The 14,309-nt window shown below is 74.8% G+C and carries 14 protein-coding genes, 1 tRNA gene and 2 pseudogenes; 6 read left to right on the top strand and 11 right to left on the bottom strand.

Annotated elements, in window-relative coordinates; all coding sequences use genetic code 11:
* A pseudogene (locus tag ACI8AF_RS25395) lies at positions 1 to 373 on the bottom strand (hypothetical protein); the annotation flags it as partial.
* Between ACI8AF_RS25395 and ACI8AF_RS25390 the strand changes: the two are divergent.
* Positions 280 to 534, top strand: a pseudogene (locus ACI8AF_RS25390) (TRIC cation channel family protein); the annotation flags it as partial. The pseudogenes ACI8AF_RS25395 and ACI8AF_RS25390 overlap by 94 nt on opposite strands.
* A 240-nt stretch (positions 535 to 774) precedes the next feature.
* On the opposite strand, the gene ACI8AF_RS25385 reads toward ACI8AF_RS25390, so the two are convergent.
* The 6 genes from ACI8AF_RS25385 to ACI8AF_RS25360 all read right to left on the bottom strand — a co-directional run bounded on the left by ACI8AF_RS25385 (position 775) and on the right by ACI8AF_RS25360 (position 5,501).
* Entirely contained in the window at positions 775 to 1,410 is a 636-nt protein-coding gene (locus ACI8AF_RS25385; protein ID WP_456542556.1) for a response regulator, read from the bottom strand.
* The gene (locus tag ACI8AF_RS25380) at positions 1,407 to 2,567 is read right to left on the bottom strand and encodes a sensor histidine kinase (RefSeq protein WP_456542555.1); all 1,161 of its coding nucleotides are present in this window, start codon (positions 2,565 to 2,567) and stop codon (positions 1,407 to 1,409) included. Before ACI8AF_RS25380 ends, ACI8AF_RS25385 begins: the two co-directional genes overlap by 4 nt.
* Positions 2,568 to 2,583: 16 nt before the next feature.
* Positions 2,584 to 3,360, bottom strand: coding sequence for an ABC transporter permease (locus tag ACI8AF_RS25375; protein ID WP_456542554.1), 777 nt, complete (start codon positions 3,358 to 3,360; stop codon positions 2,584 to 2,586).
* The gene (locus ACI8AF_RS25370) at positions 3,357 to 4,301 is read right to left on the bottom strand and encodes an ABC transporter ATP-binding protein (protein WP_456542553.1); all 945 of its coding nucleotides are present in this window, start codon (positions 4,299 to 4,301) and stop codon (positions 3,357 to 3,359) included. Before ACI8AF_RS25370 ends, ACI8AF_RS25375 begins: the two co-directional genes overlap by 4 nt.
* 100 nt (positions 4,302 to 4,401) lie before the next feature.
* A complete protein-coding gene (locus ACI8AF_RS25365) occupies positions 4,402 to 5,289 on the bottom strand; it encodes an alpha/beta fold hydrolase (protein WP_456542552.1) in 888 nt (295 codons plus the stop codon).
* Between the two features lie 128 nt (positions 5,290 to 5,417).
* Positions 5,418 to 5,501: transfer RNA gene (locus ACI8AF_RS25360), tRNA-Leu, on the bottom strand.
* A gap of 122 nt (positions 5,502 to 5,623) precedes the next feature.
* Between ACI8AF_RS25360 and ACI8AF_RS25355 the strand changes: the two genes are divergently transcribed.
* Positions 5,624 to 6,349 (top strand): SHOCT domain-containing protein, encoded by a 726-nt coding sequence (locus ACI8AF_RS25355; RefSeq protein WP_456542551.1) that lies wholly within the window; start codon positions 5,624 to 5,626, stop codon positions 6,347 to 6,349.
* A gap of 114 nt (positions 6,350 to 6,463) precedes the next feature.
* Here ACI8AF_RS25355 and ACI8AF_RS25350 read toward each other — a convergent pair whose 3' ends face one another.
* Complete coding sequence (locus ACI8AF_RS25350) at positions 6,464 to 7,498, bottom strand: GGDEF domain-containing protein (RefSeq protein ID WP_456542550.1); 1,035 nt, start codon at positions 7,496 to 7,498, stop codon at positions 6,464 to 6,466.
* Positions 7,499 to 7,581: 83 nt separating this feature from the next.
* On the opposite strand from ACI8AF_RS25350, the gene ACI8AF_RS25345 reads away from it, so the two are divergent.
* The 4 genes from ACI8AF_RS25345 to ACI8AF_RS25330 are packed head-to-tail and all read left to right on the top strand — an operon-like array spanning position 7,582 to position 12,012.
* Entirely contained in the window at positions 7,582 to 8,901 is a 1,320-nt protein-coding gene (locus ACI8AF_RS25345; RefSeq protein ID WP_456542549.1) for a M20/M25/M40 family metallo-hydrolase, read from the top strand.
* Between the two features lie 48 nt (positions 8,902 to 8,949).
* Complete coding sequence (locus tag ACI8AF_RS25340; protein WP_456542548.1) at positions 8,950 to 9,717, top strand: SDR family oxidoreductase; 768 nt, start codon at positions 8,950 to 8,952, stop codon at positions 9,715 to 9,717.
* 53 nt (positions 9,718 to 9,770) lie between these two features.
* Positions 9,771 to 11,009 (top strand): low temperature requirement protein A, encoded by a 1,239-nt coding sequence (locus ACI8AF_RS25335; protein WP_456542547.1) that lies wholly within the window; start codon positions 9,771 to 9,773, stop codon positions 11,007 to 11,009.
* Between the two features lie 46 nt (positions 11,010 to 11,055).
* On the top strand, positions 11,056 to 12,012 hold the full coding sequence (locus tag ACI8AF_RS25330; protein ID WP_456542546.1) for an NADPH:quinone oxidoreductase family protein: 957 nt from the start codon (positions 11,056 to 11,058) through the stop codon (positions 12,010 to 12,012).
* A gap of 65 nt (positions 12,013 to 12,077) precedes the next feature.
* Here ACI8AF_RS25330 and ACI8AF_RS25325 read toward each other — a convergent pair whose 3' ends face one another.
* The 3 genes from ACI8AF_RS25325 to ACI8AF_RS25315 are packed head-to-tail and all read right to left on the bottom strand — an operon-like array spanning position 12,078 to position 14,257.
* A complete protein-coding gene (locus ACI8AF_RS25325) occupies positions 12,078 to 13,088 on the bottom strand; it encodes an amidohydrolase family protein (protein ID WP_456542545.1) in 1,011 nt (336 codons plus the stop codon).
* On the bottom strand, positions 13,078 to 13,461 hold the full coding sequence (locus tag ACI8AF_RS25320) for a metal-sulfur cluster assembly factor (RefSeq protein ID WP_456542544.1): 384 nt from the start codon (positions 13,459 to 13,461) through the stop codon (positions 13,078 to 13,080). Before ACI8AF_RS25320 ends, ACI8AF_RS25325 begins: the two co-directional genes overlap by 11 nt.
* A gap of 58 nt (positions 13,462 to 13,519) precedes the next feature.
* Positions 13,520 to 14,257 (bottom strand): IclR family transcriptional regulator, encoded by a 738-nt coding sequence (locus ACI8AF_RS25315; RefSeq protein ID WP_456542543.1) that lies wholly within the window; start codon positions 14,255 to 14,257, stop codon positions 13,520 to 13,522.
* Between the last annotated feature and the right edge of the window lie 52 nt (positions 14,258 to 14,309).

Genomic DNA, 14,309 nt, shown 5'->3' with positions numbered 1-14,309 from the left:
GCGGGGGGGCGCGGGGCGGGGGCGGCGCGCGCCGCCCGCCCGCCGGCGGCGCGGGGGGGGGGGGGCCCGCGCCGCCCCCCGCCCCCCCCCCCCCCCCCCCCCCCTCCGCGAAGAGCTCGTTGTCGTAGAGGCCTCCGGGAGCACCGGTCGGCCGGGTCACGGCCGCGTCCAGCTCGGCCATGGCCCCGGCGTACCAGGCGAGGACGTCGTCGTGCGCCACGTCGTCCTCGACCGCGGCCACCGTGGTCGCCGGGACCGCGCGCAGCTCGACGTCCAGCGGTGGCGGCTCCGGCTGCAGCAGCCGGCGCAGCGACGACACCGCCGCACGGGTGCGGTCCAGCTCCGACTCGAGCCGTCGCAGGTGGCCGGCCACCAGCGTGGCGCGGGCCCGGGGATCGGGGGTGCGCAGGATGCGCTGGGACCGAGAAGGCCCTCGACGCCGGCCTCGCGCCGGTGGCCGCGGCCTGCCTCGGGGTCACGACCGCCGTGGGCGGCGGCGTGCTCCGCGACGTCATCGCCCGCGAGGTCCCGGCCCTGGTGCGCCCGGACTCCGAGCTCTACGCGGTGCCGGCGCTGGTCGGGGCCCTCGTCGTCGGCACCGCCCCCACCGCCGGCGTGGACGGTCCGGCGCTGGGCGCCGGCGTCGCCGGCGCCGTCTTCGCCGTCCGTCTCCTCGCCCTCCGGCGCCACTGGCGCGGTCCGCGGGCGCGCGGCGCCCCACGCCGCTGCCCCACCGAGGGGGAGAGCTTGGTCGTGGCGGCCGGGCTCGGGCGATCAGCCGAGGATGCCGCGCTCGTAGGCGGTGGCCACCGCGGCGGCGCGGTCGTTGACGCCGAGCTTCTCGTAGACGTGGACCAGGTGCGTCTTGACGGTAGCCTCGCTGACGAACAGCTCCTCGGCGATGGCACGGTTCGACGTCCCGCGTGCGACGAGGGCGAGCACCTGCCGCTCGCGCGCGCTCAGCGACCCGGCCGCCGAGGGGGTGCGCACGTGCGAGGCCAGCCGGCCCACGACCGCGGGGGAGAGGACTGTCTCGCCGGCCGCCGTGGCGCGCACCGCCTCGAAGAGCCGGTCGGCGGGGGTGTCCTTGAGCAGGTAGCCGGTGGCGCCGGCCTCGATGGCGGCGATGGTGTCTGAGTCGGTGTCGTAGGTGGTGAGCACGAGGACGGCGGCCCGCAGCCCCTCCGCGCGCAGGGTGCGGACCGCGTCGACGCCACCGCCGCCCGGCATCCGCAGGTCCATGAGGACGACGTCGGGATCGGTGGCCCGCACCTGCGCCACGGCCTCGGGTCCGCTGGCCGCCTCACCCACGACCTCGAAGTCGGGCACCGCGGCCAGCATGCTGCGGACGCCGTCGCGGACGACCGGGTGGTCGTCGGCGACCACGATGCGGATGGTGCCGGGCATCATGCCGCCTCCCTGGCGAGCTTCGGCAGCCGCACCGACACCGCGGTACCGCCGCCCGGCCGTGACTCGAGGGTGAGCCGGCCGGCGAGCCGCTCCGCTCGCTGCTGCATGCCGCGCAGCCCGAAGGAGCTCGCCGTCGTGGGCGCGGCCAGGTCGAACCCGACGCCGTCGTCGCGGACGTCGAGCACGACCTCGCCGTCGTCGTAGGAGAGGGTCACGCCGACCCGGCTGGCCCCGGCGTGCTTGGCCACGTTGGTGAGCGACTCCTGCGCGATGCGGAGCACGGTCGCCTCGACCTCGGGGTGCAGGGTCACCGGGTCGCCGACGACCGCCACGTCGGCCCGGACGGCGCGCTCGGCGGCCCAGACGTCGACGACCGACCCGAGCGCATCGGGCAGGGTCGCGCCGTCGAGGTCCCGGGGCGCGAGCGCGAGGACCGAGCGGCGTGCCTCGCCGAGCGCCTGGCGGGCCAGCCGCAGCGCCCGCTCCTGCCGCTCGCCGCCGACGGCCGCCTCGAGCTGGGTGACGATGCCGGCGAGCCCCTGGGCGATGGTGTCGTGGATCTCGCGGGCCAGTCGCCGGCGCTCCTCCTGCACGCCCGCCTCCCGGGCCTGCACGAGGAGCTGCGCGTGCAGCGAGGCGTTCTCGTCGAGCAGCCGTTGCAGGTCGGCGTTGAGGCGCTCGAGCTCCAGGTTGCGCCGTTCGGTCTGCTCGGCGAGCCGCATGAAGACGGTCACCAGCCCCACGTTGAGCGCGACGAGCGCGACGAAGACCACGACCTGGACGACGCCCTGCGGCGGGAACCCCCCGGCCTGGGCGCCGGCCTGGGTGACCGCCACGACAGCGACGGCGACGTGCACCCAGGCGCCGCGCAGCACCGAGAACGCGTCGATGTAGCCGATCCACGCGAAGATCGCGTAGAAGGGGTTGAGCCAGCACAGCGCGAACGCGAGCGCGGTGCGCCCGGCGTAGTTCACGACGCCCGGGGCGGGCGTGAGCAGCACCCACGCGGCCGTGACCGCCGACAGCGCCAGCGTGACCCGCACGTCGGCCGCGGCGTCCCCCATGCCGGGAGCGGCGACCGTGGCGACCACCGTGGCCAGCGCGAGCAGACCGAGCGGCAGCAGCCGCAGCACCCGCTCCTCGTCCATGCCGGTCATCCTCGCAACCCGGCCGTCACTCCCAGCGGAACGCGCGCACGGAGACCAGCGCGAGCACCGCCGTCCAGACGGCCATCACCGCGAGGTCGGCGGCGTCCGGGGTCCTGCCCACCAGCGAGTCGTTGAGCGCCTCGGCCGCCGCGCCCAGCGGTGTGCGGACGACGACGTCGTGCAGCCAGCCGCTCATCGACTGCACGGGCACCCACACGCCCGCGGTGAACATCGTCGGGAAGAAGACGACGGTGCCGACCGTCTGCACGATCCGGGTGCTCCTGGCCGAGGCGGTGATGACGGCGCCGATGGAGAACGCCGCCGCGGTGGCGAGCAGGGTGCAGAGCGAGTACCAGCCCAGGTGGCGGGGGAGCGGGACGCCGTAGACGAGGCGCGCCACGCCCAGCGCCAGGACGACGGAGGCCAGGACGGCGGCCGCGTGCAGGCCGACCTGGGCGAACAGCAGGGCACCGGGGTGCACCGGCGTCGTGCGGAGCCGGCGCAGGACGCCCCGCTCGCGGTAGCCGGCGATCACCGACGGCATCGCCAGGATCGCGGCCATGATCATCGCCAGCAGCACGGCGATCGAGGCGTAGAGGTCGACGACGCGCTGACCGCCGATGTCCGCGTCGGCCTCTCGGAAGCCGGGGATCGCGCCGATGATCAGCAGCAGGATCGTGGGGAAGAGCAGGATCCAGAACAGGGACCCCAGCTCACGGCCGAAGAGCCGGGCCTCGGCGCGGAGCACCGCGGCGCCGGCGCCGCTGCTCCCGGAGCGGGTGTCCACGGCGGTGGTGCTCATGCGGGCGTCTCCTCGGTGGTCGCGGACGTCAGGTCCAGGTAGGCGGTGTCGAGGGAACCGTCGACGACGCGCAGGCCGGACGGCGTGACGCGCTGCTTGCGCAGCCGGTCGAGGACGGCGAGGGCCGCGCCGTCGACCCCTTCGACGACGATGCGACCGGCGTCGCTGCGGACGCTGCTCACGCCGTCGACGGCGCGGAGGTCCTCGAGATCGACAGCGGCCGAGGCGGTGAACGAGGTGATGGTGGCGCCGGTGGCGCCGCGGATGAGGCCGTCGGGGGTGTCGAGGGCGCGGACCCGGCCGCTGTGGATGATCGCGATCCGGTCGCACAGCTGCTGCGCCTCCTCCATCGAGTGGGTGACGAGCAGGACGGTCACGCCGTCGGCGCGGAGCTCGCGGACGATCTCCCACACCTCGCGCCGGGCACGCGGGTCGAGGCCGGTGCTGAGCTCGTCGAGGACGACCACCCGCGGCCGGCCGACGAGGGCCAGCGCGACGGAGAGCCGCTGCTGCTGGCCACCGGAGAGGTCGGTGAAGCGGGTGTCGCCCTGGGCGCCGAGGCCGAGCCGCTCGACGAGTCCGCGCCACGGCAGCGGGTCGTCGTAGAAGGAGCTCCACAACTGGAGCGCCTCGTTGACAGTGATCTTCGGCTGGAGGCGGCTCTCCTGCAGCTGGACGCCGAGCACGCGGGTCAGCGCGGGGCGGTCGGTCCACGGGTCGATGCCCAGGACCCGGATCGAGCCGGCGTCGCCCACGCGGAGACCCGCGACCGCCTCCACCGTCGTGGTCTTGCCGGCCCCGTTGGGGCCGAGGATGCCGAAGACCTCGCCCTCGCCGACCGCGAAGCCGACGTCCTGGACCGCCGTCTTCTTCCCGTACCGCTTGCGGAGGCCGCTGACGACCACGGCCGGTGTGGCGGATCCGGGGGGCTGCGCTGTCATGCCCCCAGCGTCGCGACCCGGGGAGCCCGGGACATCGGACGACCGGCGACGATCCCGATCAACCGATCGGTGGATGCCCGCCTACCACGGGGACCGGCTGTCACCCGCTCCTGACCACCCCCTCGAGGATCCACTCGGGGCGTTCGAGGGCGAAGAGGTGCGCCGCTCCCGGGACCTCGACGAGCCGGCTCGACGGGGCCTGCGCCGCGACCCAGCGCGCGATCCCGACGGGCACGTTGACGTCGTCCGTGCCGTGGAGCAGGACCGTGTCCACGCGCAGGTCCCCGAGCGACACGCCGAGCGGTCCCGAGCCGAGGCGCAGGTCCTGCACCGCTGCGGCCGGACCCTGCCGCGCCGCCTCGCGGGCGTCCTCGGCGAGGTGGGCCCGCAGGTCCTGGTCGGCGAGGACGCGACGGTCGGCGGCGGGGAACATGCGCAGCGCCAGCCTCCCGACAGGCGAGTCGAGATCGTCGAACCCCGGCCGGGCGAGCACCCGTGCCGCCACGCCGGAAGCGCGGGCGGCCAGCAGCAGGAGCAGCCGCACCGGCAGCGCCTGCCCGCGGGTCGCCGACCGCGGCGCCGGCAGGCCGGCGGAGACCAGGAGCAGGCGGTCGACGCGGTCGGCCTGCGTGACGGCGGTGGCGACGGCGAACCCGCCGGCGCCGCTCAACGCGCACAGGGTGACCGTGGAGACGTCGAGGTGGTCGAGCAGCTGCCGCAGGTCGTCGCCGTACTCGGAGTAGCCCGTCCCGCCCGGCTTCGGGTCGCTGAGGCCGTATCCGGGGCGGTCGGGGGCGACGACCCGGATCCCGGCCGCTTCCGCCGGGGCGTGCGCCGTCGCCAGCTGCAGCCGGGAATCCGGTGAGCCGTGCAGCAGCAGCAGCGGCGCTCCGGACGGGCTGCCGTACTCGGCCCAGGAGATCCGCCGGCCGTCCGCCAGCGTCGCGGTCCGGTCCCTGTCCCTCGGCGAGGCCCGGCTGGACGTCATCAGCTCATGGTGGGCAGGGCCACCCGGGGACACGATCACCCGGCGCGCGAGGAACTGCGGCGTCGGCCGTGGCGGGAGGTCCCGCCTCCGGCCGGCCGTTCGGGACGGGGGAGATCCCCACGTCGACGTGTCCGAGGGGGGACTTGAACCCCCACGCCCTATACGGGCACTAGCACCTCAAGCTAGCGCGTCTGCCATTCCGCCACCCGGACGAGTGCGGGACCAGACTACCCGACCGCCCGACCGGGTCGGTGCACCCCTCCAGCCCTTCCGCACGAGGTGTCGCAGGCCCTAGCCTTCCCCGCCGTGATCGGATCGTGACCAAAGGAGCGGCATGACCACGGCGGGAACGGGCCCGGCTCCCGCCACTCCGGCCAAGCGGGCGGCCGCCGTCGTCGTCCTCGGCGTCGGCGTCGCCGCCGGCGCGGCCGGGATCACGCTCCTGTCGCTGATCATGCGGTCGGTCACCGCGGTCGGCGGCTCGTGCGCCGACGGCGGCCCGTACGTCTCCGCCCAGCCCTGCCCGTCGGGCACCGGGACGGCGCTGCTGCTGGTCTTCGTCTCCGCGATCACCTGCCTGATCGCCACGCTCTGGGGCGCGGCGGTGCTGCGGGCGCCGCTGCCGCTGCTGCTGGCCTGGCCGGCGCTGTTCCTCACGCTCGGCTGGAACTTCCTCGAGGACGGCTTCGACCCGCCGATGGGCGAGGACATCGCCGTCGGCTACGTGGTCTGCGGCGTGCTCTTCGTGCTCATGGGGGCCGGACCGCTGCTGCTGTGGCTGTCGGTGGCCCGCGACGCGCGCCGCACGCGCAAGGCCTCCGCCGCCGTCCCGACCCCGGTGCCCGCGACCCCGGTGCCCGCGGGCGCCCGTCCGCCCCTGACGCCCGAGCCGGCGCGGGTGGTGCCGCGACCGCGGCGGGACGACGACCCGGCCGCCGCGGCCATGTCCGTCGCCGGCCGGCTGGAGCGGCTGGCCGCACTGCACGCCTCCGGCGAGCTGACCGACGAGGAGTACACCCTGGCCAAGCAGGCCACGCTGCGCGAGGAGCTGGACCCGTGACCGCACCCGAGCCGCGCCGCAGCACCGGCCGGTGGTGGCTGTACTACCTGGTCGCCGCCGTCCTCGGCGTCTCCGGCGGGATGCAGCTGTTCGAGTGGGTGACGACCTGACCGGTCAGCGAGCGGCGACGGCCACCCGGCCGCGCCCGGCCCGCTTCGCCTGGTAGAGCGCGGCGTCCGCCGCGGAGTACAGCGTCCGCTCGTCGTCCGGGGACGGCGCACCCGAGTGGGCGACGCCGACGCTGATCGACAGCGCCAGCAGCGTGCCGTCGGACAGGGTCAGCGGCGCCGAGCGGACGGCGGCCAGCAGCTCCTCGGCGCGACGGGCGGCGACCTCGGCGGTGCAGCCGGGCAGCAGGACGGCGAGCTCGTCGCCACCGAGCCGGGAGTGGACGGCGTCGTCGGCCCGCACGGCGGCGCGCAGGATCCGGGCCAGGTGGACCAGGACCTCGTCGCCGACCGGGTGCCCGTGCGAGTCGTTGATGGTCTTGAAGGCGTCGACGTCGACGAGCACCAGCCCGGTGCCCGCCCCGCTCGGCGCGCCCAGCGCCGTCCCGAGGGCGTCGTCGAAGACCCGGCGGTTGACCAGGCCGGTCAGCGAGTCGACGGTCGCCTGCTGCTGCAGCGCGCTGACCAGCCGCTCCTGCGTCTCGTTGGCGCGCACCAGCATCACCGACATGACCAGCAGCACCGCCCCGAAGAAGGCGAGGTCGGTCGCCGCCTGCTCCAGGGGCTGCAGCAGGCCGAGGGTCAGCGCGTCGGCGGCCACCGCGATGCCGGTCGCCAGCACGACGGCGCCCCGCCGGAGGTGCGACGCGGCCCAGAGCACGGGGAAGGCCAGGAAGGACTGCCCCGTGATGCTCGTGTCCTCGGTCAGGAAGTTCAGCGAGCTGGCCAGCAGGACCCCGCCGAGCGCCAGCGCCACGCAGACGCCCACGCGGTCGAGGCGCTCCGGCTGCACGAAGCGGCAGACGGCGGCGGCACCGAGCAGCGCGAGCACACCTGCCCACGACACCACCTGGGCGGGCCGGTCGGCGCCCTCGACGAGGGTCAGGCCCGCCAGCGCCGTCGCGCAGACGGCGAGGATCAGCACCGCACTGCGGGCGGCGGCGCGGGGGTCACGGGCCCGCAGCGCGCTCGGCATCCTCATGCCGGAGGCATCGGCACCGGCTTGGCCCAGGTCGAGGCCGGGTCACCCGGCCGGGTGATGCGGCCGCGACCTAGGCTCGACCGGTGAGCACCCCAGCGGTATCGCCGGCCCAGGCCGAGGTCGCGGACCTCCTCAGCGAGCTGATCCGCATCGACACGACCAACACCGGCGACACCGCCACCAGCGCGGGGGAGCGGACCGCGGCCGAGTGGGTCGCGGGCAAGCTCGACGAGGTCGGCATCGACTCGGTCCTCCACGAGTCCGAGCGCGGCCGGGCCAGCCTGGTGGCGCGCATCCCCGGCGCGGACCGCAGCCGCCCGGCGCTGCTCGTGCACGGGCACCTCGACGTCGTCCCCGCCGACCCGGCCGAGTGGAGCGTGCACCCGTTCTCCGGTGAGCAGCGCGACGGTCACGTGTGGGGCCGCGGCGCCGTCGACATGAAGGACATGGACGCGATGGTGCTGGCGCTGGTGCGCGAGTGGGCCCGCACGGGGGTGCAGCCGCCGCGCGACGTCGTGCTGGCGTACGTGGCCGACGAGGAGGCCGGCGGCCGGCTGGGTGCGCGCTTCCTCGTCGAGGAGCACCCCGACCTGTTCGAGGGGTGCACCGAGGCGATCAGCGAGGTCGGCGGCTTCTCCATCACCGTCCGCGACGACCTGCGCCTCTACCTCGTCCAGACCGCCGAGAAGGGGCTGGCCTGGATGCGGCTGACCGCGGGCGGCCGGCCGGGGCACGGCTCGTTCGTGCACGACGACAACGCCGTCACCCGGCTGTGCGAGGCGGTCGCCCGGATCGGCTCGGCCCGCCTGCCCACCGTGCTCACCCCGCCGATGCGCCAGTTCCTCGACGCGGTGAGCGAGGCCTACGGCGTCGAGATCGACCCCGACCAGCCCGACGAGGCGCTGGCCCGCCTCGGCTCGATCGCCCGCATGATCGGCGCCGCCCTGCGCAACACGGCCAACCCGACGATGCTCGACGCCGGCTACAAGGCCAACGTCATCCCCGGCTCGGCCTCGGCCACCGTCGACGGCCGCTTCCTCCACGGCCAGGAGGAGGAGTTCGAGCGGCAGCTCGCCTCGCTCATCGGCGAGGGCGTCCAGCGCGAGTGGATCGTCCACGACCAGGCGGTGGAGACGACGTTCGACGGCCCGCTGGTCGACCAGATGGTCGCCGCGCTCAAGGCCGAGGACGACGGTGCGCGGCCCGTGCCGTTCACGATGAGCGGCGGCACCGACGCCAAGAGCTTCGAGCGCCTCGGCATGCGCTGCTTCGGCTTCTCGCCGCTGCGGCTGCCGCCGGACCTCGACTTCGCCTCGCTCTTCCACGGCATCGACGAGCGGGTCCCGGTCGAGTCGCTGCAGTTCGGCATCCGGGTGCTCGACCGGTTCCTCCGCGCCGTCTGATCTGATGCGGGGGTGACCCAGCACACCCCTGGCCCCGGATCGGTCGCGATGATCACGGGAGGGACCGGCGGCTTCGGCCGCGCCCTCGCCGCGAAGCTGCGCGAGCGCGAGGTCACCGTCGTCCTCACCGACCTCGACAGCGAGCGCAACCGGTCGGTCGCCGCCGACCTCGGCTGCCCGTTCCTGCCGCTGGACGTCACCGACCGCGCCGCCAACGAGGCCGTCGTCGCCCGGATCGAGGCCGAGCACGGCCGGCTGGACGCCGCCTACCTCAACGCCGGCATCTCCGCGGAGAAGTCGGAGGGCGAGCTCGACCTCGAGGAGTTCGTGCGCGTCGTCGACATCGACCTGTTCGGCGTCGTGTACGGCGCGGTCGCGGCCCGCCCGGCGATCGCCCGCGCCGGCGGGGGAGCGATCGTGGTGACGGCGTCGCTGGCCGGCCTGTCGCCCATGGCCGGCGACCCCGGCTACAGCGTGGCCAAGAGCGGGGCGATCGCCTTCGTCCGCTCGATGGCCCCGCGGCTGGCCGCCGAGGGGACGACGATCACCGCGATCTGCCCCGGCTTCGCCGACACGGCGATCATCGACCGCATCCGCGAGCACTTCACCGCCGCCGACTTCCCGGTGCTCAGCGCCGGCGAGGTGGCCGACGCGATGGTCATGGCCTGGGAGTCGGGCGAGCCGGGCGCGGCCTACGTCGTCCAGCCCGGGGTGGGCACGGTGCCCTACACGTTCAAGGGCGTGCCCGCGGCCCGGACGGCGGCCGGCGAGACCGCCGTCGTCCCCGAGGCGCTGCGCCCGCCGTCCATGCGCTGAACGCCCGGCCCGGGGCTGGTCGCGGGCGCGCGGTCCTTGCCAGACTGCCCGCCATGGCCGTGTCCCGGGCACACCACCGCATGCGCATGGGCGGGCGCGACCCGCAGCAGGAGCACCGCGTCGCCACGCCGCTGGAGCTGCTGTTCGACCTGACCTTCGTCATCGCGTTCGGCACCGCGGGCAACGAGCTCGCCCACTACCTGGCCGAGGGGCACGCCTTCGCCGGCCTCGTCGGCTTCGGCATCGCCGTCTTCGCCATCGCGTGGGCGTGGATCAACTTCTCGTGGTTCGCCTCGGCCTACGACACCGACGACTGGGTCTTCCGGCTCACGACCATGGTGCAGATGGTCGGCGTGCTGATCCTGGCGCTCGGCCTGCCGCCGGTCTTCGCGTCCATCGACGAGGGCGCCACCATCGACAACCGCGTCATGGTCGGCGGCTACGTCGTCATGCGGCTGGCGATGGTCTTCCAGTGGCTGCGCGCCGCCCGGCAGGACCCCGACCGGCGCCGCGTCTGCCGCACCTACGCGGTCGCGATCTCGGTCGCGCAGGCCGGCTGGATCGCCCTGCTGATCGCCGAGACCTCGCTGCTGGTCACCCTGCTCTGGGTGGTCGTGCTGGTGCTCGTCGAGCTGGCCGGGCCGGTGATCGCCGAGAAGCTCAGGGGCGGCACCCCCTGGCACGCCCACCACATCGCCGAGCGGTACGGCCTGCTGGTGATCATCACCCTCGGCGAAGGCCTGCTCGGCACCACCGTGGCGCTGGCCGCGATCATCGGGCCGGACGGCCCCGGCTGGTCGGCCGACGTGGTGGTCCTCGGGCTGGCCGGGACGGCGCTGACCTTCGGCATGTGGTGGACGTACTTCGTGCTGCCCTTCGGCGAGGTGCTGCACCGGCACCGCGAGCGCGGGTTCGGGTGGGGCTACGGGCACATCGTGCTGTTCGGGGCGGCGGTCGGGGTGGGCGCCGGGCTGCACGTCGCCGCGTACTACGTGGAGCACCACAGCGCGCTGGGGACCATGGGGACGGTGCTCGGCGTCGCCGTCCCGGTGGCCGTGTACGTGCTGTCGACCTACGCCCTCTACGACCAGCTCACCCGCACCTTCGACCCGTTCCACCTGCTGCTGCTGGCCGGCTCCGCGCTGGTGGTGGGTGCCGCGCTGGCGATGGCCGCCGCGGGCGCGCCGCTGGTGTGGTGCCTCGCCGTCCTCGCGCTCACCCCGTGGGTGACCGTCGTCGGCTACGAGACGATCGGCCACCGGCACGAGGAACGGGTGCTGACCCGGCTGTGACCGCCCGACCCGCGCACCGCGCGGGCCACCTGGCAGGGTCGCGGGCATGCGCGCATGGCGGGTCCACGAGCTCGGCGAGCCCACCGCGGTGATGACCCTCGACGAGGTCGACCGGCCGACGCCGGGGGAGGGGCAGCTGCTGGTCAGGGTCCGGGCCGCCGCGCTGAACTTCCCCGACGTCCTCATGGCCCGGGGCGGGTACCAGGAGCGGCCGCCGCTGCCGTACACGCCGGGCCTCGAGCTGTGCGGCGAGGTCGAGGGCACCGGGCAGCGGGTGCTCGCCTCGCCGTCGGGCGGACCCGGCGCCTTCGCCGAGTACGCGCTCGTGGACGCCGACCGGGCGTTCCCGGTGCCCGAGGGCATGCCCGACGACAAGGCCGCGGCGCTGTACCTCACCTACTCCACCGGCTGGGTCGGCCTGCACCGCCGGGCGCACCTGCAGGCGGGGGAGTGGCTGCTCGTGCACGCCGGCGCCGGCGGCGTCGGCTCGGCGGCGATCCAGCTGGGCAAGGCCGCCGGCGCGCGGGTGATCGCCACCGCCGGGGGCGCGGACAAGGTGGAGGTCTGCCGGCAGCTCGGCGCCGACCACGCCGTCGACTACACCAGCCAGGACTTCGTGGAGGTGGTCGAGGACGTGACGTCCGGTTCCGGCGCGGACGTCGTCTACGACCCGGTCGGCGGGGACGTGTTCGACCGGAGCCGGAGGTGCATCGCCTTCGAGGGCCGGCTGCTGGTCGTCGGCTTCACCAGCGGCCGCATCCCCGCGGTGCCGGCCAACCACGTGCTGGTGAAGAACTACAGCGTCGTCGGGCTGCACTGGGGGCTGTACCGCAAGCACGATCCGGCGCTGTTCGGCCTGGTGCACGAGGAGCTCGACCGGCTCTGGGCCGAGGGCCACATCGACCCCCTGGTCGGCCGCACGCTGCCGCTGGCCGAGGCGCCCCAGGCCCTGGAGGCGCTCGGCGAACGCGGCACCGTCGGCAAGGTCGTGCTGATCCCCTGAGGGTGGCCCCGCTGCAGGGGCCCGCCGCGAGCCCGCGAGTGGCGGGGGCCAGCGGGGTCCTTCTCTCAGTGGGCCTGCGGCCTGCCCAGGCGGGCCTTCGTCGCCTCGACGTCCATGCCGTGCAGCCGCAGCAGGTTCTCGCCGAGGATCTTGCGCTTGGCCTGGTCGGTCAGCTGCGGGTAGCCGTAGCCCTCGCACAGGTCCTGCGGGATGGAGAAGTCCATGAACGCCCGCAGCGCCCACTGCGGCTGCCAGATCGGCGCCTCCGACCCGTAGACGATCTTGTCCTCCCCGCACCAGAACAGCAGCTTGCCCAGCACCTCGGCGAACATCCGCGGCGCCCGGACGACGAAGTTGATCGTCGCCGCCAGCGAGGCGTACAGGTTCGGGTGGCGGATGAGCTGCCAGCACACCTCGTCGAGGAACGGCAGCCCGACGTGGAAGATCACGAAGTTGAGGTCGGGGAAGTTGGCCGCTGCGCCGTCCATGTCCCAGGTCTGGGTGGCCTCGACCGGCTGCGGCCCCAGCGGCACGCCCTTGTGCACGCCGATGAGGTCCACGCCCAGCTCCTGCGCCTTCTCGAACACGGGGAAGGCGACCTGCGGGTCGTCCATGCGCCACGGGAACGGCGAGCCGTAGTCGTAGCGGACGTTGTAGAACTTGAACGCCTTGGCGCCGAACTCGCCGACCTGCCGTTCCATCAGGTCGATCGCCCGGCGCCCCTCCAGCGGGTTCACCGAGCCCCAGAACACGGTGCGGTCGGGGTCGCGGGCGGCCAGCTCGGCGCAGGTCTCCCACGGCGAGAGCCCGTCGCGGAACAGGTCGGTCAGCGGCAGCGGCATCGCGACGAGCATGTCGGTGTCGGACTCGTCGTAGACCATCTGGCGGATGTCGGCCGGGGTCCACTCCTTGAGGTACTGCTCGGCCGACAGCTTCGGCTCGTCGTCGGGGGTGAGCACCTGGTGGAAGGCGTACAGGTGGTTCATGAACATCGTCCCGGCCGAGCCGTAGGCGTTCTTCGCGGTGAAGTTGAAGGGGTGCGCCACCCCGTCGAAGACGAACGCGTCACCGATCACGGCGGACCTCCAGGCGGGTGAGGTACTCCTCCCGGTCGCCGGCGGCGACCGGGTCGGGCAGGAAGCGGAGCGTGCGGGCGGCGGAGGGCGACAGCCGGTCGGTCGTCCACGCCTCGTCCCAGACGATCTCGACCTCGCAGGTGTCGACGCCGGGGGAGCCGGCGATCGCCGCCTCGACGTCGCCGAGCACCCGGGCCGCGAACGGGCACCAGCCGGAGGTGAGCAGCAGCTCCACGCGGGCGTGCCCGCCGTGCAGGGTGACCGAGCGGAGCAGGCCCATGTCGACGACCGAGATGCCCTTCTCGCGGCAGCACGGGTCGTAGACGTCGGCGAGGGCGCGCACCGCCCAGTCCGGGGTCGCGGCAGCGCTCATGGCCGGATGGTCGACCGGCGCCCGCGGGCGCCGCCAGGGGCGAGATTTCAGATGGCGATCAGACCGCGATGCCCAGCGCCCGCGACACCCGGGCGGCACCGGTCAGCAGGGCGCGCCGCCGGCCGGGGTCGGGCACCGGGGTGACGACGGCGACCGCGCCGACGCCGTCCGGGTCGACCACGGCCGCACCCAGGCAGCGCACGCCGACCGCGTACTCGCCGTCGTCCACCGCGACGTCCCCGGCCGCCGGCAGCCGCAGCCGGCGCCGGTCCACCACGGTCCGCGGCGTCAGGTCGTGCAGCGGGTGGCGGCCGAAGTACTCCTCGCGGGCCGCGGCCGGCAGCTGGCCGAGGATGCACTTGCCCAGCGCGGTGGCGTGCCCGGCGTCGTGGATGCCGACCCACAGGTCGATCCGCGGCGCGCGGGGGCCGTCGACGATGTCGGCCACGACGATCTCGCCGTCGACGTAGCGGGCCAGGTAGACGGCGCCGCCGAGCTCGTCGCGCAGCCACTCCAGGGCCGGGCGGGCCGAGGCCAGCCCGCGGGCCGCAGTCCCGTGCCGGAGGACGACGTCGATCCGGTGGCCGAGCACGTACGAGCCGTCGGCGAGCCGCTGCAGCCAGCCCTCGTGGGCGCAGGTGCGCAGCAGGTGGTAGGTCGTGGGCAGCGGGAGCCCGGCGGCGCGGGCGACCTCCTTGGCGCGGGCCCGGCCGTCGTGCTCGGCGATGATCTCGAGCAGCCGCAGTGCCCGCTGCACCGACTGGATGAGCGTCGGCTGCCCCGGTTCTGCGCCCACGTCCCGCTCCTCTCGCGGTGGGGACACGATGGCAGAACCGCGGCCTGGTAGG

The sequence above is a fragment of the Blastococcus sp. SYSU D00669 genome (assembly GCF_054050715.1).
This window is presented reverse-complemented; position numbering and strand designations above follow the sequence as displayed.